16 protein-coding genes are annotated in these 21,183 nt (G+C 72.2%); 7 read left to right on the top strand and 9 right to left on the bottom strand.

Features of this window, described 5'->3' with window-relative positions:
- Positions 1-135: 135 nt before the first annotated feature.
- Positions 136-2,331, bottom strand: a complete 2,196-nt coding sequence (locus tag EV699_RS15200; protein ID WP_132544301.1) for a hypothetical protein — start codon at positions 2,329-2,331, stop codon at positions 136-138.
- A gap of 760 nt (positions 2,332-3,091) precedes the next feature.
- Here EV699_RS15200 and EV699_RS15205 point away from each other — a divergent pair.
- The 5 genes from EV699_RS15205 to EV699_RS15220 are packed head-to-tail and all read left to right on the top strand — an operon-like array spanning position 3,092 to position 6,344.
- Positions 3,092-3,673: a CHRD domain-containing protein gene (locus tag EV699_RS15205; RefSeq protein WP_132544303.1), complete on the top strand. Its 582-nt coding sequence runs from the start codon at positions 3,092-3,094 to the stop codon at positions 3,671-3,673.
- A 13-nt stretch (positions 3,674-3,686) separates the two neighbouring features.
- Positions 3,687-3,848: a hypothetical protein gene (locus EV699_RS19990; protein ID WP_165904165.1), complete on the top strand. Its 162-nt coding sequence runs from the start codon at positions 3,687-3,689 to the stop codon at positions 3,846-3,848.
- 37 nt (positions 3,849-3,885) lie between these two features.
- On the top strand, positions 3,886-4,821 hold the full coding sequence (locus EV699_RS15210; RefSeq protein WP_132544305.1) for a hypothetical protein: 936 nt from the start codon (positions 3,886-3,888) through the stop codon (positions 4,819-4,821).
- A 33-nt stretch (positions 4,822-4,854) separates the two neighbouring features.
- Positions 4,855-5,520: a carbonic anhydrase gene (locus tag EV699_RS15215; protein ID WP_132544307.1), complete on the top strand. Its 666-nt coding sequence runs from the start codon at positions 4,855-4,857 to the stop codon at positions 5,518-5,520.
- A gap of 47 nt (positions 5,521-5,567) precedes the next feature.
- Complete coding sequence (locus tag EV699_RS15220; RefSeq protein ID WP_132544309.1) at positions 5,568-6,344, top strand: peptidylprolyl isomerase; 777 nt, start codon at positions 5,568-5,570, stop codon at positions 6,342-6,344.
- Positions 6,345-6,354: 10 nt separating this feature from the next.
- Here the strand turns inward: EV699_RS15220 and EV699_RS15225 are convergent, their stop codons facing one another.
- Complete coding sequence (locus EV699_RS15225) at positions 6,355-6,630, bottom strand: DUF2249 domain-containing protein (RefSeq protein WP_132544311.1); 276 nt, start codon at positions 6,628-6,630, stop codon at positions 6,355-6,357.
- 244 nt (positions 6,631-6,874) lie between these two features.
- Between EV699_RS15225 and EV699_RS15235 the strand changes: the two genes are divergently transcribed.
- Positions 6,875-7,570 (top strand): Crp/Fnr family transcriptional regulator, encoded by a 696-nt coding sequence (locus EV699_RS15235; protein ID WP_132544313.1) that lies wholly within the window; start codon positions 6,875-6,877, stop codon positions 7,568-7,570.
- A gap of 129 nt (positions 7,571-7,699) precedes the next feature.
- Entirely contained in the window at positions 7,700-8,077 is a 378-nt protein-coding gene (locus tag EV699_RS15240) for a putative zinc-binding protein (protein ID WP_132544315.1), read from the top strand.
- Between the two features lie 13 nt (positions 8,078-8,090).
- Here EV699_RS15240 and EV699_RS15245 read toward each other — a convergent pair whose 3' ends face one another.
- The 7 genes from EV699_RS15245 to EV699_RS15275 all read right to left on the bottom strand — a co-directional run bounded on the left by EV699_RS15245 (position 8,091) and on the right by EV699_RS15275 (position 21,111).
- On the bottom strand, positions 8,091-9,062 hold the full coding sequence (locus EV699_RS15245; protein ID WP_132544317.1) for a patatin-like phospholipase family protein: 972 nt from the start codon (positions 9,060-9,062) through the stop codon (positions 8,091-8,093).
- Between the two features lie 65 nt (positions 9,063-9,127).
- A complete protein-coding gene (locus EV699_RS15250; RefSeq protein WP_132544319.1) occupies positions 9,128-9,622 on the bottom strand; it encodes a GNAT family N-acetyltransferase in 495 nt (164 codons plus the stop codon).
- Positions 9,619-11,553: an exodeoxyribonuclease V subunit alpha gene (gene recD, locus EV699_RS15255; RefSeq protein ID WP_132544321.1), complete on the bottom strand. Its 1,935-nt coding sequence runs from the start codon at positions 11,551-11,553 to the stop codon at positions 9,619-9,621. The genes EV699_RS15250 and recD overlap by 4 nt, the downstream gene beginning before the upstream one ends.
- On the bottom strand, positions 11,531-15,052 hold the full coding sequence (gene recB, locus EV699_RS15260; RefSeq protein WP_132544323.1) for an exodeoxyribonuclease V subunit beta: 3,522 nt from the start codon (positions 15,050-15,052) through the stop codon (positions 11,531-11,533). Before recB ends, recD begins: the two co-directional genes overlap by 23 nt.
- The gene (gene recC / locus EV699_RS15265) at positions 15,049-18,309 is read right to left on the bottom strand and encodes an exodeoxyribonuclease V subunit gamma (RefSeq protein ID WP_132544325.1); all 3,261 of its coding nucleotides are present in this window, start codon (positions 18,307-18,309) and stop codon (positions 15,049-15,051) included. The genes recB and recC overlap by 4 nt, the downstream gene beginning before the upstream one ends.
- A gap of 58 nt (positions 18,310-18,367) precedes the next feature.
- The gene (locus tag EV699_RS15270; RefSeq protein WP_132544327.1) at positions 18,368-19,882 is read right to left on the bottom strand and encodes a GTPase family protein; all 1,515 of its coding nucleotides are present in this window, start codon (positions 19,880-19,882) and stop codon (positions 18,368-18,370) included.
- Positions 19,879-21,111, bottom strand: coding sequence for a YcjF family protein (locus tag EV699_RS15275; RefSeq protein ID WP_132544329.1), 1,233 nt, complete (start codon positions 21,109-21,111; stop codon positions 19,879-19,881). Before EV699_RS15275 ends, EV699_RS15270 begins: the two co-directional genes overlap by 4 nt.
- Positions 21,112-21,183: the final 72 nt, after the last annotated feature.

Consider the following 21,183-nt stretch of genomic DNA (forward strand, 5'->3'; position numbering starts at 1 on the left):
TCAAATCCATCCGCTGTCTGCGATGACATGGCTATCAACCTCCGGCGGTTCTTTTGATAACCATAGTTTATTAAAAAGCTAAGCAGAGATCAGTAGTAGCGCTGGCGTTCAGGTGCGTTTGACGCGAGCAACGGGTCAAGCGTCACCTGCAACGCTTTGTTCGATATCGGCCGCCGTTTTAGTTAGTTGCCCATATTTGCCCCTCATCCGATCACATGCATCTCGGACCTTTCTCTTAATCACATAATCTTGAGCGCCTTCGTTTTCCTTACGAATGCGGTCAGCCAGATCTAATAGCTCCACGGGCAAATATGCGGAAAAATCCAGATCAAGCAGTATTGGCAATAATTGCTCATGAGTTCGTGCCAATTTTGTTCTTGCCGGTCCAAACGACAGCGAATTAAGCAAAAAGTCCAATGACATTAGCGGCGACACAGACTTATCTTTCAGTTCTTCCTTCAAGCTTTTTCGAATTTTCCATGCAACACTATCTATTGTAAGCCACCAATGCTTATATCCTAACTCGGATGATTGCTCGCTCTTACGAAGCCCCACAATTCCAAGATAACTTTCCACATCGTGCCTAATAAGAATATCAATGGTCCCGCCAAGACTTACACTTTCATCGTTACCGCCCCTCCGTTCGTCATGAGCCTTTCGCCACAAACGCTCAGTCGCATAGCGCAGTTCATTATCGACAGCCCGTGCGTGTTCTGCCAGTGACTCCACTTGAATACCATAATTAGCGAAAAGATAATCACTAATATCATCCTCTGGTCGCTCATGACCTCGAAAAATCTCTGCCGCGGAACGAAAACCAGACGGTGAACAACCCATCTGAATGTAATTTTTATAGAGATACGGAATACGCCCTTTCCATTCACCAAGAGAGTACGTAGAACATGTTTGCGACACGCGAATATGGCTCAAAAGCTCCTGAACTACACCGTCTGTAACTCGAAGCTCAACGCCCGCCCCTTTTAGATTATTTATTGCTGATGTGTATCGTTTGTTACCTTGCTCGGCAAAGAATGATTCAGCTAGGAGAGGAAGGACAATTGTTGTATCGAGCCATATCTTTCCGTGTCCAAAGATCTTTTTTGTAGCCTTTTGTACATCTGGAGTTTCACGCAAGAACGAAAACAACGTATAGGAGTCAGATAGTTTGCGCAAATGAGACTGCACATTATCGTTTTTTGACGCACAGAGCCTAGCTATTACATTCAGCGCAACATCAGGAAACAGTTCTAAATTCACGGATCCGTTTGGGTGTGCGGACAAGTCAGAATAGACCGTGTTATAAAGAAGATCTCTGTCTACAACAGCAACTTCCCCAGCGGCCACAGAAGCCGCAAAGACCTCGCCAGTCTTGAGTAGGAAACTATCAAGAACCCGTACAACCCTGTTCCGGTAGTCCCGCAACTTCGCTGCAAAGTTCGGATCACTGCCCAATTCAATTGAAACAAGTCGTTCTACTTCATCAATAAAATCAGTCTCTTGATTTTCAGTTAAAACGAGTCGATCCTGAAGCCGAACAATTTCTTCGTGTGCTAAGCAGAACTCGTCGTGCGCCTGCCAATGTCGGACTTTTTTCTTCGTTAATCGCCTAAGCGCCGCATCCACCTGCGTCGAAACCTCATCTTCGGCAGACGACGTTAAGTAACCAGTTATAGCTTCATGGACAGCGCGCCGTACCATCCTCCTATCTGAATTCGTATTCCTAAGCGCGGATAACACCAAAGCCTCATAGACTATCTTGCTTAACCCTTTGTCGGTATTTTCATCTTCCCACTGCATAGCCAAGTAGATCAGCGCAGCCTTTGACTCGATAGTTGTCAATGACGGTCTGTTTTGCTCAATTATTTTTTGTCCATCAAGCAGTGGTATCGCGACGACCTGAGAAAATGCTTTGGCCGCTGAATATTTGTTATCATCCAAATCTATTCGCTCAGAGAACCAAGAAAGGTCTCTAATATCCAGCGACAAACCTTGCTTTATACTTTCGCTTTTTATTTTGTCTCCACTTGCACCGATCTTTCTGTTCGTTGTGTACACCAGCACTTGAACAGTCGGAAACTCTTCCTTTAATCGCTTAATAGTTTTTCGAATTTTTTGCCCCCAGTCTTTCGACACAGAGTACTGAGCGACAACAGAGGGAAATCCTGCTGGCGAAAACAATTCTGAGTCTCTGCCACCATCCCCTGTTGGATTGGCCATTGTTCGTAGTTCGGGAAATTCGCTTGCCAAGAACCGCGAACTTAGCTCCTCAAAATGTTCCCAATCGGAAGATCGAGCGTGTTCGAGCGCGAAAACAAAAAGCTGTGAATTCATTCGTAACTCCCTAATTTACGACCTCTTGCCGAACTACAATTAGACGCCTCATTGGCCGCCTAATCACACCTCGGTCATGGGATGTTTCTGATAAAGTAGATGTCAATCATCCACTTGGCAAGACTACGCTCAGAGGTACTTTCTTGTGTTAGGCGGACCGGATCGCCGCACTATTTTTTATTGCGGTGGTCCGCCCGTCTAACACCCGCTTTCGATGTGCCATAAAATACATAACATTCAATATGTTATCGACTCATGAAGAATCGTTATGCGGACCGCATTTGCAGGCGCACCCCCGGCCTGCCGCGGTCCGCAAGACGGTCCTGCATCCAGCCTTACCGCTTCCACGGTGTTTCAAAAGCACCCTCACCCCTGCCCCTCTCCCAGGGGGAGAGGGGTTCTTGCTTTACGTCGCAGGGGTGCGTTTCTGCGCTTCGGGCGTTCGCATCGGCGGTAAGCAGGCCAAGGTTTTTCCCCTGTGCGTCGTGCGCCGCTTTCATGCGCGTGACCGAATGAACACCATGGGCCCGCTCATGCCCCCTCCCCGCTCCCCCCGTCCCGACCTACAGCCATGGCCGCCGCGCATCGCGCAGCCACGGCGCACGGGTGAGCGCCGCCGGAACCGCTCCGCCGCGTGGTCTACCTTTGCTGGTCAGGGGCGCTGCGGAGTGCGTCCGGCCGGTCGGGGAGCGAGGGCCCCGGCAGGCACAGCAGGCGGCGGGGGGCCGCATCACACTTATAACGACCTGAGGAGATCGCCATGCCCATGCCATTGCGTGCACTCACGCTCGCGGGCGCCCTGCTCGCGAGTGCCGGCGCTCACGCCACGCTGCTCAACTTCACCGCGCCGCTCGGGCTGAGCGGCGCGCAGGAGGTGCCGCCGAAGGCGACGCCGGCCAGCGGCAGCGGGTCGGCCGTCTACGACACCGACACCCTGCTGCTCAGCGTCGACCTGAGCTGGAGCGGCCTGCTCGCCACGCCCGGCGCGGCGCACATCCACTGCTGCTCGGGGCCGGGCGTGAACAGTTCGGTGGCGATCGACTTCGTGCCGGCGAGCTTCCCCGCGACCACCAGCGGGACGTTCTCGCACGTGTTCGATCTCGATGCCGCCGGCAGCTTCGGCGGCGGCTTCCTGACGAGCTTCGGCGGTAACGTCGATGCCGCGCGCGCGGCCGTCGTCGCCGGCCTGCGCGCGGGCCAGGCGTACTTCAACATCCACACCTCGGTGTACCCGGGCGGCGAGATTCGCGGCGACATCGTCGAGATTCCGGCGCCGGCGACGCTCGCGCTGCTCGGCCTCGGCGTCGCCGCCACGCTGGCGCGGCGCCGGCCGGGCGCCTGAGGGAGCCGCGACGGTGATCGCGTTCGCGCTGCCGGGCCTCGTCCGCCGCTTCGCCGCGGCGCGCGGCCGCGGCTGCGGGCCGGCTCGGTTCGCGGCGCTCGCCGGGGCGATCTACGTGCTCGGCTGCGCCGGCTGGCTGCTGCGCGGGCGCGACGCCGCGCCGCACGACGACTGAACGGCGCCGACGGCGCACACACGGACAGGAACGGGCCATGAGCGTCAGCGCCTCGATCTACGACCACATCCGCCGGCCGGACGTCGAGGCGTTCCGCGAAGCGGCGCGCCGCTTCGCGGTGCACCTCCTGGTGCGGCGCACCAACCCGGCCTCGCTGCCCTACGTCGGCCGCGACGGCTACGTGCCGAAGCCGATCGACTGCAAGCCGAAGACCGCCGACCGCGACGTGGTGCTGCCGTCGGGGCTCGTCGTGCGCTGCGCCGGGCTGGTGGTGGACCCGATGCTGCCGGGCTTCGACAAGGCGTTCCGGCCCGAGAAGGTCGGCAAGGCGCAGGAGGAGTGGCGCCGCTTCGCGCTGAAGCACGGGCTGTGGGACAAGGCACGCTACACCGGCACGCTGCGCCCGCGCCCCGGCAACCTGTCGTCGGGCAAGGCCTACCTGGGTGGGTCGAGCCTCGGCAGCGAGGACGGACGCATCGGCTTCACGCTCGACCGCGGCGGCGTGTACCTGGTGCAGGCCGACCCGACGCACCTGCACTACGGCTGCCTGATGTTCTGCCCGCTGAACCTGCGCGCGTTCCCGCGCGATGCCCGGGCGGCGATCGAGCTGCTCGCGACGCGCCCCGGCAACGGCTACATCCACGGCGACTACGACCTGTTCGGCATCGTCCCAGCGGCGATGCCGGCGTTCAAGACGGTGCACCAGGCCATCCTCTACGGTGTCGAGAACACCTTCGGGCCGCGCGCGCGGGAGATCGCCGACTTCCTCAACGCGCGCTTCCACGCGCCGATGGTGCAGCACGGCGCGCAGGAGGACACGACGATGGAGACCGGCGCCGACGAGCACCTCGACGTGTTCTGGGCCGACGGCACGCTCGGCGAGGCGCGCGGGCGCGCGGCGATCGAGAAGCTCTACGCGGTCGACTTCGCCGGCCGCAGGACCGGCCCGCAGAGCAGCGGGCTCGTGCACTGAACGCAGCCCCCCACCCCCGGCGAGCTCCCGACCATGCACGAACTGCAGAAATTCATCTCGGGCTTCCTGAAGTTCCAGGAGAACTACTTCGGCGAGGACGGGCTGTTCGAGCGCCTGAAGCTCCACGAGGGGCAGCACCCGACGACGCTGCTGATCGGCTGCTGCGATTCGCGCGTCGACCCGGCGCTGCTGACCGGCTGCGACCCGGGCGACCTCTTCGTGGTGCGCAACGTCGCCAACCTGGTGCCGACCTGCACCCCCGACGCACCGCCCGGCGTCAGCTCGGCGATCGAGTTCGCGGTGTGCGGGCTGGAGGTCGAGCGCGTGATCGTGCTCGGGCACGCGCGCTGCGGCGGCATCCGCGCGCTGCTGCAGGGCCAGGTGGTGGCGCCCGACACCGACTTCCTCGGCCGCTGGATGCGCTTCGCCGCACCGGCCAAGGCCAAGGTGCAGCGCGAACTGGCGCACCGGCCCGAGGCCGACCAGCAGCGCGCCTGCGAGCTCGCGAGCATCCTGCTGTCGCTCGACAACCTGCTGAGCTACCCGTGGATTCGCACGCGGGTCGAGGCCGGGCGGCTGACGCTGCACGGCTGGTACTTCGACATCGAGGCCGGCGCACTGCTGGCGTACTCGCCGCGGCGGCAGGAGTTCCTGCCGCTGGTGTGTCCGCTCGACCCGGCGGCGCGCGCACCGCGCTGAAGCGGGTATGCTGCGCCGCCCCAGAGCGCTACCGGAACACTGCTCCCATGACCATCACCGTCAACGGCGTCGAGATCCCGCTGCACGCGATCCACACCGAGATGCAGCACCACCCCGCGCCGTCGCGCGAACAGGCCGAGCACCAGGCCGCGGTGGCGCTGGTGCTGCGCGAACTGATGCTGCAGGAGGCGCACCGGCTCGGCGTCGAGCCCAGGGCCGACACCGGCGCCGATGCCGAGGATGCGCTGATCGCCGCGCTGGTCGAGCGCGAGGTGGCGCTGCCGGAGCCCGACGAGTCGGCCTGCCGGCGCTACTACGACGCCAACCCGGCGCGCTTTCGCGCACCCGACCTGTTCGAGGTCGCGCACATCCTGTTCGTCGCCAAGCCCGAGGTGCCCGAGGAGCGCGCCGCCGCCAGGGCCAAGGCCGAGGCGACGCTCACCGAGCTGCGCGCGACGCCCGAGCGCTTCGCCGAACTCGCCGCGCTGCGCTCCGACTGCCCGTCGAAGGTGATGGGCGGCAACCTCGGCCAGCTCAGCCAGGGACAGACGGTGCCCGAGTTCGAGCACGCGCTCATGCGGATGGCGGACGGCGAGCTGCGCGCCGAACCGGTCGAGACCCGCTTCGGCTTCCACGTGGTGCGCCTGCACCGGCGCATCATCGGCGATCCGCGTCCGTACGAGGACGTGCGCGAGGGCGTGGCGCAGTACCTGCGCGAGGCGGTGCGCCACACCGCGCTGCGCCAGTACCTGCAGATCCTGGTCGGCCGCGCCGACATCCAGGGCATCACGCTCGAAGGCAGCCCCTCGCCGCTGGTGCAGTGAGGCCGGCGCGTCAGCCGTCTTCTTCAGGCGCGGCGCAGGCGGCAGCGGCGCACGCGTCGTCGTTGCGCCAGATCAGCGCCTCGTAGGCGCCGAGGCGAGCGTCGAGCACGCGCCAGGCGCAGCCGCGTTCGAGCAGGTGCGCGTACAGCGGATGCGGCTCGCGGCGGTGGCGCAGGCGCAGGTACTCGCCGCGCCCGAGCGCATCGACCGCGTCGAGCGCGGCGAACAGCGGCTCGGGCGCTTCGAGCGCGCTGACGTCGAGCAGGCGTTCGCGGGCGGCGCTCATCGGCGCGACCCCGCGGCGGGGCCGGGCGACGGCACGCGCGCGGCGGCGCGGCGGCGTGCTGCAAGCGGGCGGGAGACATGCGGGTTCATCGTGGGCCCTCCTCCTGCGCGGCGGCGCTGCGGCCGATTCTGGGCGGCGCGCCCGTGCGCGCCTTGCGCTGGGTCAAGCGCCCTCGTCGCTGCGCCGGCGCTGCGCTAACGTCAACCAATCCGGCCGCGCGGTCGCCACCCCCCGAGCCCCCGCCATGCAGCACGCCCTCGCCTCCGCGGCGCTCGACGCCCTGATCCGCTCCAACTACCTGTTCGTGCCGTTCGACGACGCCCAGTTCGCGCAGATCCGCGCCGGCATGCGCGTGCTGCGCCTCGACGAGAACCAGCGCCTGTTCGACGCTGGCCAGCCGGCGGAGCGCTTCTTCCTGGTCGCGAGCGGCAAGATCAAGCTCTATCGCGTGTCGCTCGACGGCAACGAGAAGGTGGTCGAGATCGCCGGCCCCGGCCAGACCTTCGCCGAGGCGGTGATGTTCATGCAGCGGCACGACTACCCGGTGAGCACCAGCGCGCTGGAGCCGAGCGAGGTGTGCTCGTTCGACAGCCGCGTCTTCCTCGACCTGCTGCGCGGCTCCACGCGGCTGTGCTTCTCGCTGCTCGGCGACCTCAGCATGCGCCTGCACGCACGCCTGAACGAGATCGAGCACCTGACGCTGCAGAACGCGAGCTTCCGCGTCGTGCACTACCTCGACGAGCAGATCGCGCAGACCCCCGACGGCCGCCACGTGATCGACCTGTCGACGCCGAAGAACGTCATCGCCTCGCGCGTCTCGATCAAGCCCGAGACCTTCTCGCGCATCCTGCGCGCGCTCGCCGACGAGGGGATCATCCGCATCGACGGCAAGCACATCGAGGTGCTCGACCCCGCGCGCCTGCGCCACTACGGCACCTGAGGCGCGCGCCCCTGCCGGGCCAGCCCCGCCCGGCATACCTCCTTCGCGCCGGTGCGGCTTGATCCACCTCAAGCCGCACCACGATGCGGCAAATAAACTGGCGGCATCACCACATCACGGAGAGCCGCCATGCCCCCCCGCGACCGCACCCTGCCCCTCGTCTACTCCTGCTCGGGCTGCTCCAGCGCCGCGCAGATGGCCAACCACCTCGCGCTCGCGCTCGACCGCGGCGGCCACGCCGAGATGTCGTGCATCGCCGGCGTCGGCGGTGACGTGCCGGCGCTGGTGCGCGTCGCCACCTCGGGGCGGCCGGTCGTCGCCCTCGACGGCTGCGCGCTCGCCTGCGTCAGGCACACGCTGGCGCGCCACGGCGTGGTGCCCGCGGTGCACCACGTGCTCGCCGACTACGGCGTGAAGAAGCGCTACCAGGCCGACTTCGACCCCGCCGAGGCCGCCGATGCGCTGGCGCGGGTGCAGGCCACGCTGCCCGCCCCGGCCGCCGCCTGACGCCCCGCGCCGCTCACAGCCGCAGCGCGCGGCTGTCGGGGGCGCCCTGGCGCCACTGGCGCTTGTAGGCCTCGAAGTCCCAGCGGTCGAAGAACTCGCGCGCGGCGAGCCGGCCCTGGGCGTAGAGCCAGGCGGCGTCGGCCTTGCTCAGGTCGAAGTCGGTCGAGCGCACGTGCCCGGTGTGGATCGGGATGGTGCGGGCGAAGTGCTGGTCCTCGATGTAGCGGGCGTCGTGGGCGTCGAGCATGGTGCTGAACAGCGCCGCGAACAGCGTGAGCGGGCCGTTGATCTGGTGCGGGCGGTTTTCCTTGGGGTTGACCAGCTTGTAGCCGAAGGTCGGCCATGCGGGCTCGCCATCGCTGTCGAACAGCCACACCGGGAAGTTGCTGAGCACGCCGCCGTCGACGATGTAGCAGCTGCGCCCCTCCTTCGACTTCAGCACCACCGGCTCGAAGAAGAACGGGATGCTCATGCTCATGCGCACCGCGCGCGCCACGTCGAGGTCGTCGGGGTCGAGCTTGTAGTCGACCGCGTCGTCGGGGAAGCGCAGCAGCTTGCCGCGGCTGATGTCGGCGGCGATCACCTTGAGGCGCCAGCGCCAGCGCGCGTCGGTCTCGGCGGTGCGCAGGTCGGCGAAGGTGTGCACGCCCTTGGCGGCGAGCTTCTCGCGTATCCACTCCTCGAAGTAGTCGCCCTCGTAGATGCCCTTCTCGAAGCCCAGGCTCAGCGCCGGGCCGAGCAGCGGGATGTGGTCGATCAGGCTCTCGTCCTTGAACTCGCGGTAGTCGAGGTTGTCGATCACCGCCTTCAGCTCGGCCGCGCTGTAGCCCGCCGCCACCAGCGCCGCGATGATCGCCCCGGCCGAGGTGCCGGCGACGTTCTCGAAGCGGTAGCCCTGCTCCTCGGTGACGGCGAGCGCCCCGGCCAGGCCGATGCCCTTGACCCCGCCGCCTTCGAACACCCCGTCGACCTTCTTCGTGCTCATGACCGCCCCCGCGCGCAAGCGCGACGACACCGTGCCGCCGCGTTGTCGCCAGTGTAGGCCGCGCCTCAGCCCCCGGCAGCGAGATGTGCCAGTGCCGCGCCGGTGACGCGCTGCACCGTCCAGTCGTTCATCGGCTGGGCGCCGAGGTGGCGGTAGAAGCGGATCGCCGGCTCGTTCCAGTCGAGCACCGACCATTCGAGGCGCCCGCAGCCGCGTTCGAGCGCGAGCCGCGCCAGGTGCACCAGCAGCGTGCGGCCGATGCCGCGGCCGCGCTGCGCCGGCTCGACGAACAGGTCTTCGAGGTACAGCCCCGGCCGCCCGAGGAAGGTCGAATAGGTGTGGAAGAACAGCGCGAAGCCGGCCGGCGTGCCGCGCCACTCGGCGATCAGCACCTCGGCGACCGGGCGGGCGCCGAACAGCGTCGCGTGCAGCCCCTCCTCGGTGGCGACGACCTCGCCGGCGAGGCGCTCGTAGTCGGCGAGCGCGCGGATGAAGCGCAGGATCAGCGGCACGTCGGCGGCGACGGCGGGGCGGATCACGAGGTCGGCGGGCATGGTCATCGCGGCGGTTTCTCTGCGGGCAGGACGGACGGATCGGCAAGGCGTGCGGCGAGCCCCGAGGCGCGCCGCACCGGGCGGGCGACGGCGCGCGCGAGGGTCTCGGCCGTTGCCGCCAGGTGCACGTGGCGGCGCGCGCGGGTGATGCCGGTGTAGAGCAGCTCGCGCGACAGCACCGGCGAGTCGGCCTCGGGCAGCACCAGCAGCACGCGGTCGAACTCCGAGCCCTGGCTCTTGTGCACGGTCATTGCGAACACCGGCTCGTGCTCGGGCAGGCGCGCGAGCGGCAGGTCGCGCGGCGCGGCGCCGTCGCCGGCGGCCGGGAAGTGCACGCGCAGCGCGCCGTCGGCCGTCGCCACCGCGATGCCGACGTCGCCGTTGTAGAGGCCGAGGGTGTAGTCGTTGCGCGTCACCAGCAGCGGCCGGCCGGGGTACCAGGGGGTGTCGGGCAGCCCCAGCGCGCGGCGCGCGCGCGCCTCGATGCGCGCGTTGAGGCCCTGCGCGCCGAGCGCGCCGTGGCGCTGCGCGCACAGCACCTGGAAGCCGGCGAAGGCGGCGAACAGCGTCTCCGGCGGCGCACCGGCGCGCACCGCGTCGAGGTAGCCGCGGTAGCCGGCGAGCGCGGCGTCGACCACCGCCTCGACGTCGCCGTCGGGCAGCCAGCCGAGGTCGGCGGCGGCGGCGCCTTCGAGCAGCGCGAGCGCGTCCGCCGCCGCGCCGGTGTTGACCGCGGCGGCGAGCCGGCCGATGCCGGCGCGGGCGTCGAAGCGAAAGCTGTGGCGCAACAGCGCGATGCTCTCGGCGAGCGGCGCCGTCGTCGCGGCGGCGGCGGCGACCGGTTCGCCGAGCACCGCGCCGAGGCGCGCGGCGAAGGCCGCCGGCGGCGGGCCGGCCTGCGCGGCGATGTCGGCGAGCACCGAGCCGGCCTCGACCGAGGCGAGCTGGTCGCGGTCGCCGAGCAGCAGCAGCCGCGCCTGCGCCGGCAGCGCGGCGACGGTCTTCGCCATCAGCGGCAGGTCGACCATCGACACCTCGTCGATCACCAGCAGGTCGAGTGCGAGCGGGGCATCGGGGCCGTGGCGGAAGCGCACCGAGCCGGGGCGCACGCCGAGCAGGCGGTGCAGCGTCGACGCCGTCTGCGGCAGCGCGGCGAGCGTCGCCGCCGCCTCGCCCTGCGCGGCGAGCTGCGCGGTGGCCGCGCGCAGCGCCTCCTCCATGCGCGCGGCGGCCTTGCCGGTGGGCGCGGCCAGGCGCACGCGCAGCCCCGGGCCGTGCTGGCCGACCAGCGCCGCGAGCACACGCGCGAGCGTGGTGGTCTTGCCGGTGCCCGGGCCGCCCGAGATCACCGCGAAGCGCGACAGCACCGCCACCGCCGCCGCGCGACGCTGGTCGGCCGCCGCCGGGTCGGCCGGGAACAGCCGCGCCAGGTCGGCGCGCAGGCGCGCCGCGTCGACGTCCACCGGCTGCGCGGCGAGCCGGCGCAGCCCGGCGGCGAGCGCGCCCTCGTAGGCCCAGTAGCGGTACAGGTAGAGCCGCCCGGCGGCGTCGAGCAGCAGCGGCGCCGGTTCCCCCCCCGGTGCGCCCACCGCCGGGCTCGCCGCGAGCGCGGCGCGCCACGCCGCCGGCTCCGGCGCCCACAGCGCCGGCGCGTCGGCGGCGGCCGGCAGCAGCAGCCGGCCGCGCGGCCCCGGGTTGGCGAGGTCGAGGCAGGCGTGCCCCTCGCCCACCGCGCGGCTCGCCAGCGCGGCGGCGAGCGCGAGCGCCGGCCCGCCGCCGCCGAGGCGCACGAGCAGCCGGGCGAAGCCGAGGTCGAGCTCCGACAGCACGCCGGCGTCGAACAGGCGCTGCAGCTCGTCGCCCGCCGCCGCGGCCGGCGGCGGCGCGGCGGCGAAGAGGTCACCCTGCCCGGCATCAGGCCTGGCGCGTGCCGGCATCACCGTGCTCCAGGTAGTGGTCGAGCGCCTCCACCAGCGCGGGCGCGGGGCGATCGGCGAACACGCCGTGGCCCGGCCCGAGCGCCGGGCCCATGCCGCGCAGGAACAGGTAGAACACCCCGCCGAAGTCGCGCGCGTAGGCGTAGCCCGGGCGCTTCAGGCGCAGCCAGCGGTGCACCGCGACGGTGTAGACCAGGTACTGCAGGCGGTAGCCGGCGGCGTCCATCGCCGCCGGCAGGCGCTCGGCGCGGTAGTCGTCGGCCTCGGCGCCGAGCCAGTTCGACTTGTAGTCGACCACGTACACGCGCCCGCGCGCCTCGAACACCAGGTCGACGAAGCCGCGCAGGTAGCCGCCGAGCGGCTCGAAGGCGAGCCCCGGCAGCACCACGCCGTGCGCGCCGAGCACGCGCGCGAGCCCGGCCACCGACAGCCCGGCGAGCGGGTAGACGAACTCCAGCTCCACCCGCCGGCGCGCCGCCGGCACCTCGGCGAGGCGCAGCCCGGTGGCGTCGAGCGGGGTGTGCAGCACGTCGTGGATGCCGGCGGCGACGGCCTCGCGCCACTGCGGCGCAAAGTCGTGGCGGGCGAGCTGGCGCGCGGCCTCGGCGGCGATCGCCTCGCGGTCGGCGGTGGCGAAGTCGAGCGCCTCGAAGATCGCGTGCAGGCAGGTGCCGGCACGCGCCCCGCGCGGGAAGGCGCGGAAGTCGTCGGGCGCCTGCACCGCCGCGTCCGCCAGCGGCAGCGGCACGGCGGCGTCGTGGTCGGGCCCCTCGTGCGCGAGCCCCTGCACCAGCTGGCTGAAGCTCGTCAGCCGCCAGCCCGGCACCAGCGTGCGCGTGAACGGGCGCGCGGCGAGCGATGTGCGCGACTCGGCCACGGCGCGGTAGTGCGCGGGCGCCTCGTCGGGCCAGTCGAGCACCGCGACCGCCCCGCCGCTCGCCGCGGCGAGCGCGTCGAGTTCGCCGCGCGGCAGGACGCCCGGCGCCTCGCCCATGCCCTGCGGGTGCAGCAGCCAGGCGAGCGGGCTCGACTCGGCCTTGTTGACCGCGCCCCACACCACGTAGCAGCGGTGGCGCGCGCGGGTCAGCGCGACGTAGGCGAGGCGCAGGTTCTCGGCGTGCTCCTCGCGCTCGGCGAGCGCGCGCCCCGGCGCGTCGGCGGCGGCGCCGAACTCGACCACGCCGTGCCCGTCGTGGTGGTAGCGGATCGCCGACGCCTTGCGCGCGTGCACCTGGCCGTCCCACAGGAAGGGGCAGAACACCACCGGGTACTCCAGCCCCTTGCTCTTGTGGATGGTGACGATCTTCACCCGCTCGGCGTCGCTCTCCAGGCGCAGCTGGCGGTCGTCGTCGTCGCCGCCCGGCGCGTCGCGATGCGCAGCGAGCCAGCGCAGCAGCGCCGCCGGCGCCAGGCGCTCGGCGCTCTCGGCGGCGGCGGCGAGCTCGGCCAGGTGCAGCAGGTTGGTCAGGCGGCGCTCGCCGTCGGCCAGCGCGAGCAGGCGGCGCTCGACCGCGTGCCCGGCGAGCAGCGCGCGCAGCATCGCGCTGAAGCCGCGCTCGCGCCACAGCGCGTGGTAGCGGTGGAAGACGTCGAGCAGGCGCTCCCAGGCCGCCGGGTCGGCGTCGAGCGCGAGCAGCCCGGCGGCGTCGACGCCGAACAGCGGCGTGATCAGCGCCGCGCGCACCCGCGCCTCGCGCCGCGGCTCGTGCACCGCGAGCAGCACGCGCTCCAATGCCTCGGCCTCGGCGCTCGCGAACACGCTCTCGCGCGACTGCAGCACCGCGGGCACGCCGAGCGCGGCGAGCGCGTCGCGGATCAGGCCGGCCTGGCGGTGGCTGCGCACCAGCACCGCGATGTCGCCACCGTTCAGCGCGCGCCCGTCGAGGCGCGCGCCGGGTGCGCCGAGCAGGCGCGCGATGCGCCGCGCGCAGGCGCTGGCGGCGAGCCCGCTGGCGCGCTCCCTGGCGAGCCCCTGGCCGTCCTCACCGGCGGGCAGCAGCCACAGCTGCAGCGCGGCATCGGCGGGGCCGTCGGGCAAGGTGCACTCGGCCGGCGCGCGCGGCGCCGCCGCCACCGGCTGGAAGGCGATCCCGGGCAGCATGAAGGGGTCGGGGCGGCTCGCGAACAGCGCGTTGACCGCCGCCACCAGCGCCGGGCGCGAGCGCCAGTTGGTGGCGAGCGTGTAGCGCTCGGGGGCGTCGGCGCGCGCGCGCAGGTAGGCGAACACGTCGGCGCCGCGGAAGCTGTAGATCGCCTGCTTGGGGTCGCCGACCATGAACACCGGCTGCGCGTGGCCGGCGTAGATCGCGCGGAAGATCGCGTACTGCGTCGGGTCGGTGTCCTGGAACTCGTCGATCAGCGCGGCGGCGTAGCGGCTGCGCAGGCTCGCCGCGAGCCGCGTGCCGGCGCCCGGCGCAGCCAGCGCAGCGGCGAGCCCGCTCAGCAGGTCGTCGTAGGACTGCAGGCGCTCGCGCCGCTTGCGAGCCGCGAGTTCGCGCTCGGCGTAGTCGAGCAGCTCCAGGCGCAGCCGCGCCAGCGCGCCGGCGTGGAACTCGCGCGCGGTAGCGGCGGCATCGTGCAGGTGCGCGCAGGTGGCGAAGAACGGGTGCTCCGGCGGCGCCTTCCCCTTGCCGGTGGCCAGCGCGAGCCGCGCCGGCGTGAAGCGCTCGAGCCCGTCGAAGCCGGCGACGTCGGGCGCGGCGGCGAGGTAGGCATCGAGCGCGGCGAGCCACCTGGCGACGCTCGGCTTGCGGTAGGCGTTGCGGTTGAGCGCCGGCGATTCGAGCAGCAGCGCGGCCACCGCCTCGCGCGCCGCCGGCCACGCCTCGCGCGCCGCGGCGAAGGCCGCCGCGAAGGCCGCGTCGGCGGCGTCGACGTCGGCCGCCGCCGGCGCGATCCGCGCCAGCCCCGGGCGGCCGAGGTAGGGGCGCACCTCCGCCAGCAGCACGCGCGGGCTCAGCCGCGCCGCCAGCACCTGGCCGACGAAGCTCGGCGTGGCCGCGTGCAGGCGCAGCCGCCAGAAGTCCTCGACCACCTCGGCGAGCAGCGCGTCGGCATCGGCGAGCGTCTCGGCGGCGAAGGGCTGGCCGGCGGCGAAGGCGTGCTCGCCGAGCACCCGTGAGCAGAAGCCGTGGATCGTGAAGATCGCCGCCTCGTCGAAGCCGAGCACCGCCGCCTCGAGCCGCCGCGCCGCGCGCACGCGGTCGTCGCACGCATCGAGCAGCCCGGCGAGCACCGCGTCGTCGCCGGCCCCGGCCTCGCCGGCGAAGGCCGCGCGCGCCGCGGCGAGGCGCGCACGGATGCGCCCGCGCAGCTCGTGCGTCGCCGCCTCGGTGAAGGTCACCACCAGGATGCGGTCGACGTGCAGCCCGGCCTCCACCACCAGGCGCAGGTACAGCCCGGCGATCGCGTAGGTCTTGCCGGTACCGGCGCTCGCCTCGACCAGGCACAGGCGGTCGAGCGGCACGCCGAGGGCGTCGAAGGCCCGCAAGGCCGTCACGGCGCCGCCTGCAGCGCCGCGCGCAGCGGGCCGTACACGGCGAGCGCGAGGCGGGCGAAGTCCGGCGCGTCGACCGGCGAGCGCTCGCCGAACAGCGCCGCGTAATAGGGGTCCTCGCGGTAGCCGTAGCGGCCGAAGCCGCCTTCCCACTTGCCGCGCGCCGCGGCCAGCGCCTTGGCGTCGTCGGCCGTGCCGGCGCCGGTCGCCTGCGCGTAGGCCCAGGCGCAGGCCGGCACGAAGGGCAGCGGCTCGCACAGCGCGCGACCGTACAGCGCGAGGAGCTCGCCGAGCGTCGCCGCGGCGTCGGCGACCGGGGCGAGCACCAGGCTGCCGCCGAGCGCGTCGAGCCGGCTCGCCGGCTCCACGTCGGCCTCGCCGCGCGCGACCAGCAGGTTCAGCAGCAGGTGCTGCAGCCACAGCTCGAACAGGCTGCGCGCGCTCACCGGGTTGGGGTCGAGGCGGCGCAGGCCGTCGGCGTACACGTCGCGCAGCCAGCCGTCGAGCCGGTAGCCGGCGTGCTCGAAGGCCACCGGCAGCGGCGCCAGCGCGGCCGGCGCGCCGGCAGCGCGCGCCAGCACCGCGTCGACCTTCGCCGCCTCGCGCGCGTACAGCTGCTCGCCGACGGCGCCGTGCGGCAGCACGCCGCTGCGCGTGGCGAGCCGGCGCACGCTGCCCGGCGCGGTGCCGGCGCGGCGCCAGTCGAGCAGGCGCCGGCGCAGCTCGCGGTCGGCGAAGTCGTCGAGCACGAAGGGCTCGCGCTCCTCGGGCACGCCTTCGCCGCGCTCCAGGTGCACGCCGAGGCGCTCGCGCAGCAAGAGCCGCGCCGGGTGGCCGAGGCCGCGCACGAGCTCCGCCGGGCTCAGCGCGCGCAGCGCCTCCGGCGGCGCGGGCAGCGCGGCGGAAACGAGCGGCGGCGGCACGCCGCGGCCCAGCCCGACCTCGCGCGCGGCCTCGCACAGGCGCGTCGAATAGCTCGGCAGGCGCGGGTCGGCACCGAAGTAGCGCGGGCTGAACGGCTGCAGCGGGTGGCGCACGCGGATCGCGGCGAGCGCGTCGCCGCCGGGCTCGTGCGCTGCCTGTGCGCCCTCGCGGATGTAGTCGCCGAGTTCGGCGAGCAGCACCGAGGGCGGGATCTCGGCGTTGTCGCGGATGTCCTGGCCGACATGGCTGAGGTACAGCACCTCGCGCGCCGACAGCAGCGCCTCGAGGAACAGGTAGCGGTCGTCGTTGCGGCGCGAGCGGTCGCCGCGGCGCGGGTGCTGCGCGATCAGGTCGAAGTCGGGCGCGCGGTGGCGGCGCGGGAACACCGCGTCGTCGAGCCCGAGCAGGCACACCACGCGGAACGGGATCGCGCGCATCGGCACCATCGCGCAGAAGGTCACGCCGCCGGCGAGGAAGCCCGCCGTGCCGGCGGCGTCGAGCTCGCCGGCGAGGCGCGCGCGCACCGCGGCGAGCGGCACGGCACCGCTGAAGCCGGCGCGCGTGGCGCTGTCGGCGAGCGCCTGCAGCGCCTCGCGCAGCGGCTGCAGCTCGGCCTCCTCGTCGGCGTCGGCGGCGAAGCAGTCGCCGAGCACGCGCGCGAGCACGGCGGCCCAGGCCTGCGGGCTGCGCTCGCCGGCGAGCTCGCGTTCGAGCGCGAACAGCCGCTCGGCGAAGGCGTTGAAGCGCCCGGCGGCGAGCGCCTCGCCGCCCTCGACCTCGTCGTGCGGCAGCACGTCGGCCCACAGCGCACGGCCGCCGGTGGGCAGCGCGTAGCCGAGCAGCAGGCGGTCGAGGCCGTCGCGCCAGGTGTGCTCGCGGCTGTCCGGCAGGCCGAGCGCGGCGCGGCCGGCGGCGTCGATGCCCCAGCGCACCCCGGTCGCCGCGAGCCAGTCGCGCACGCGCCCGAGGTCGTCCTCGCCGAGGCCGAAGCGCCGGCGCAGCGCCGGGGTTTCCAGCAGCCCGGCGACGGCCGCCGCCGACCAGCGCCCGCCGGGCAGCGCGGTGAGCGCGAGGAAGGTCTCGACCAGCGCGCTGGCGCGGGTCAGGCCGCGGTCGGCGAGGCTGAACGGGATGCGCCGCTCGCGCTCGGCGCTGCCGAACACCGCCTGCACCAGCGGCGCGTAGACCTCGATGTCGGGCGCCATCACCAGCACGTCGGCGGGGCCGAGCGTCGGCTCGCGCGCGAACAGGTCGAGGAGCTGGTCGTGCAGCACCTCGACCTCGCGCGCCGGGCCGTGGCAGACGTGGATCTGCACCGAGCGGTCGCTGGCGGCGAGCGCGTGGCGCGGCGCCGCGGCGTCGGCTTCGGCGCCGGCGCGCTGGTTGCCGCCGCGGTTGCGCAGGTCGAGGATGTCGCGCTGCAGCGCGTGCAGCAGGCAGCCCTCGCCGGGGTCGACGAAGGCGGTGGTCTCATGGTCGACCGGCAGCTCGGCGAGCAGGTGGTGGAAGTCGCGCCCCTGGCGCCCCAGCGAGGCGAGCAGGCGGTTGCCGGTTTCGAGGTAGAGCGCGGCGTGGTCGGCCGCCGGCAGCTCGCGCGCGATGCGCCGCTCCGACTCGATCAGGCCCCAGTACTCGCGGCAGGGGTTGAGCAGGTAGAGGTCGATGTCGCACAGCCGCGCCAGCGCGTGCAGCGCGTCGAGCAGCGGCGCCGGCAGCGTCGGGATACCGATGAACGACAGCCGCGCCGGCAGGCCCGGCGGGGGCGCGGCCAGCGCGCGCAGGCGCTCGACGAAGGCCGCGTGCAGGCGCGCGCGGTGGTCGGCGTCGTGCGCGGCGAGCAGGCGCCACAGCGCCGCCTGCCAGCCGTCGCCGGCGACCGCCGGCGCACCGGCCTCCCAGCGCGCGACCCAGTCGGGGCGGTGCACCAGGTACTGGTCGAAGGCGTCGGCGATGCGCGCGGCGAGCTCGCAGCGCCCGCGCGCGTCGCTCGCGTCGAGGTAGGCGCGCAGCGGCGCGAGCGCCGCGTCGTCGGGCAGCGCCTCGCAGGCGGCGAGCACCCGCCAGGCGAGCACCGGCGCATCCCAGGCCGAATCGGCCGGCACCGCGGGCAGCACCGCGCGGTAGAGCTCCCAGAACAGCTTCGCCGGCAGCGGGAAGCTCAGGTTCGCCGCCACCCCGAGCGCATCGGCGAGGCGCAGGCCGAGCCAGCGGCGCATGCCGTTCGACTGCACCACGATCACCTCGGGCGCCCAGAACTCGGCCGCAGGCTCGGCCAGCCGCGCGGCGAGGCGCGTGGCAAGCACTTCCATGCGGTTGCTGTGGTGGACGCTGAGCATGCGGCGGGTGCGGGTGACGGACCGGCGGGCAGTCTAATCGACGGCGGCCGGCGGCGGCTCACCCGCCGAGCCGCTCCGGCAGTTCCGCCAGCACCCGCCCGGCACGGCGCAGCTGCGTCCAGCGCAGCGTGCGGCGCTCGTCGCGGCGCGCGGCATCGAGGCAGCGCAGCGTGCGCACGCGGTCGGCCTCGTCCTGGCGCTCGAGCACCGCGCCCCACAGCGCGTCGTCGACGTTGTAGAGGCGCCCCGCGGCGAGGCACACCGGGACGATGTCGGCGGGCGGCAGCACGAGGTCGGTGGCGACCGCGGCGAGTGCCGCGGCGATGTGGCGCGCCTTGGTCGAGTGCGCGTCGCGCAGGTCGTAGGGCGGCTGCCACTCGGCCGCCGGGCGCAGGCGGTCGATGTGCGCGAGCACGACCACGAGCGGCGGCGCCCGGCGTTCGGGGTGGGCGGCGGCATCGGCGCGCAGGGCGTCGAGGCAGCGGCGGTCGACCGCGCGGTCGGCGCGGTGCGCGGCACAGACCCACAGGATCAGGTCGGCGTCGCGCGCCGCGCCGAGCAGCTCGGCTGCGGGCAGCGCGTCGAGGCCGGGGCCGTCGCGCACCAGCGCGGCGGTCAGGCCCTCGCGTTCGAGGCGGTAGGCGCGCGGCGCGGCGTGCACCGGCAGCACGTCGACCGCGGCGAGCGGCGCGCCGCACAGTGCGTTGACCAGGCTCGACTTGCCGGCCTTGGTCTGGCCGAGGACGAGGATGCGCAGCGGCTCGGCCGGGGCGGCGGCGGCGGCGAGCTCGGCGGCGCTCGCCGGCGTCGGCCGCGCGCGCGGGTCGGCGTCGTCGAACAGGAGCCGGCCGCCGTAGACCTCGATCGCGTAGCGGCCGGTGCGGCGCACGTACTCCTGCAGGAGCCAGCGGACCACGTCGCGGCGCACCGCACCGAAGGCCTGGCCCTGCAGGTGCCCGGCGGCCTCGCGCAGCAGCGCCGACAGCGGGTCGAACAGCAGCCGCCCGGCGCGCCAGAGGCGGTAGGCCCCCTGCGCGCGCGCCTGCCAGCGCCGCGCCTGCAGCAGGTCACCGATGCTCACGCGCTCGCTCCACGGGATCTGCTCGCGCAGTTCGCGGCCGAGGTCGCGCGCGGCGAGTTCGACGATGCGCAGCAGGTGCGGCACGCTCAGCTCCCACACCGGCTCGCCCGCCTGCGGGTGGTAGTGCTGCGCGACCGCCTCGACCGCACGCCGGCCGAGCCGCAGCAGCCGGCCACCGTCGTCGAGCGGCCAGTCGTCCGGGTCGAGCCCGGCGGCGAGCGCCTCGACGCGCTCCCAGGCGGCCTGCGCCGACGGCGGCCAGTGCGGCGCCGGGCCGCTCGGCACGAGCGTGAGCAGCACACGGGCGCGGCGGTCGAGCCAGGCGTGCAGCGCGTAGCCGAGCAGCGCGCAGCCGCCCAGCGCGCCGAGCCACCACGGCAGGTGCTGCTGCTGCCACAGCCAGAGCAGGCCGAGCGCCGGCAGCGCCGCCAGCGGCGCGAGGCCGATGGCGAGCGCGAGCAGGCGCAGGCGGTCGAGCGGCAGGCGGCTCATCGCCGCGCCCCGTCGGCCGGCTGCAGCAGCGCGACGGCGCGCGTCAGGCCCTCGCCGTAGGCGCGGCGCACCGCCTCGACGTCGACCTGCGCGCCGCCGCGCAGCGCGGCGAAGTACGCGCAGGCGGCGCGGCCGAGCGCGTAGGTGCCCGCCCCGCTCGCGCTCGCCCCCCACAGCGCGCCGACGGTCTGGCCGAAGCCCGGCACCAGCTTGGCCAGCTCGCGCCCGGCGTAGCGCGCCAGGTAGCCGGCACCGATGCCGAGGCCGAGCGCGGCGAGGAACTCGCCGGCGAGGCGCGCATCCAGCGTGAGCCCGTACAGCGCGGCGAGGCTGTGCAGGAGCTTCGCCTGCAGCGCCGGCACGCCGACCGCGCCGGCCGCCGGCAGCGCGCCGAGCGCCGCGGCGGCGAGCGCGTAGCCGCGCAGGTGCGGCTCGGCGCTGCGCGCGAACAGGTCCTGCACCCCGGCGTCGGTGCCGAGGGTGGCGCGCAGGCCGTGCGGCAGCACCGCCTCGATCGCCGCCCACAGCGCCTCCAGGCCGTAGTCGGGCGGCGCGTAGCCGTCCTCCGCAAGCGTTAGGTCGAGCGCCACGCAGCGCGGCGCCAGCGCCCCCGGCAGCCGTGCCAGCGCCGCGCGCTGTGCGGCGAGCGCGCGGCGCAGCTCCGCGGGCACGGCCTCGGGCAGCGGCTCCGCGGCGTAGGGATAGGGCAGCAGGTGCCCGCCCCCCGGCGGGTAGGCTTCGTGCAGGCAGGTCTGCGCCACCACCAGCGGCCACTCCGGGTGGCGCCGGCGCACCTCGGCGAGCGCCGCCGTCACCGGGCCGGCCGGCGGCTCCAGCGCGCGCATCACGCCGAGCAGCAGGTGTGCCTGGCGCTCGCAGAAGGCGATGTCCTCGGCCGGGTCGTAGGCCACCTCGCCGAGGCCGCGGGTGTCGAGGAAGCGCACCAGCGGCGCCTGCGGCGGGTAGTCGTAGAGGCGCGCGGTGCGCGTGCAGGCGCGGTAGCCGTTGCCGATGTCGGCGTCGGGGCTGCCGGTCAGTGCGCGCACGATCGAGGTCTTGCCCGACTGCGCGCGGCCGACGAGCCAGATCACCGGCAGCGGCTGGCGCGTGCGCGCCGCGCGCAGCAGCGCGTCGAGCGCGGCCGGGTCGACGTGCGGATGCAGCAGCGCCTCGCGCAGCGCCATCCAGCCGGCGGCGAGCGCGTGCAGCGGGTCGTTCCAGTCGGGCATGGCGGGCTCCCGGGGCGGGCGCGGTGGACGGGGCGGATCGCACGGGCCGGCGGGGCGCGCCGGCGGCATACT

Origin of the sequence: Plasticicumulans lactativorans (assembly GCF_004341245.1) — a bacterium.
In the GTDB taxonomy this organism is placed as follows: Bacteria; Pseudomonadota; Gammaproteobacteria; order Competibacterales; family Competibacteraceae; genus Plasticicumulans_A; species Plasticicumulans_A lactativorans.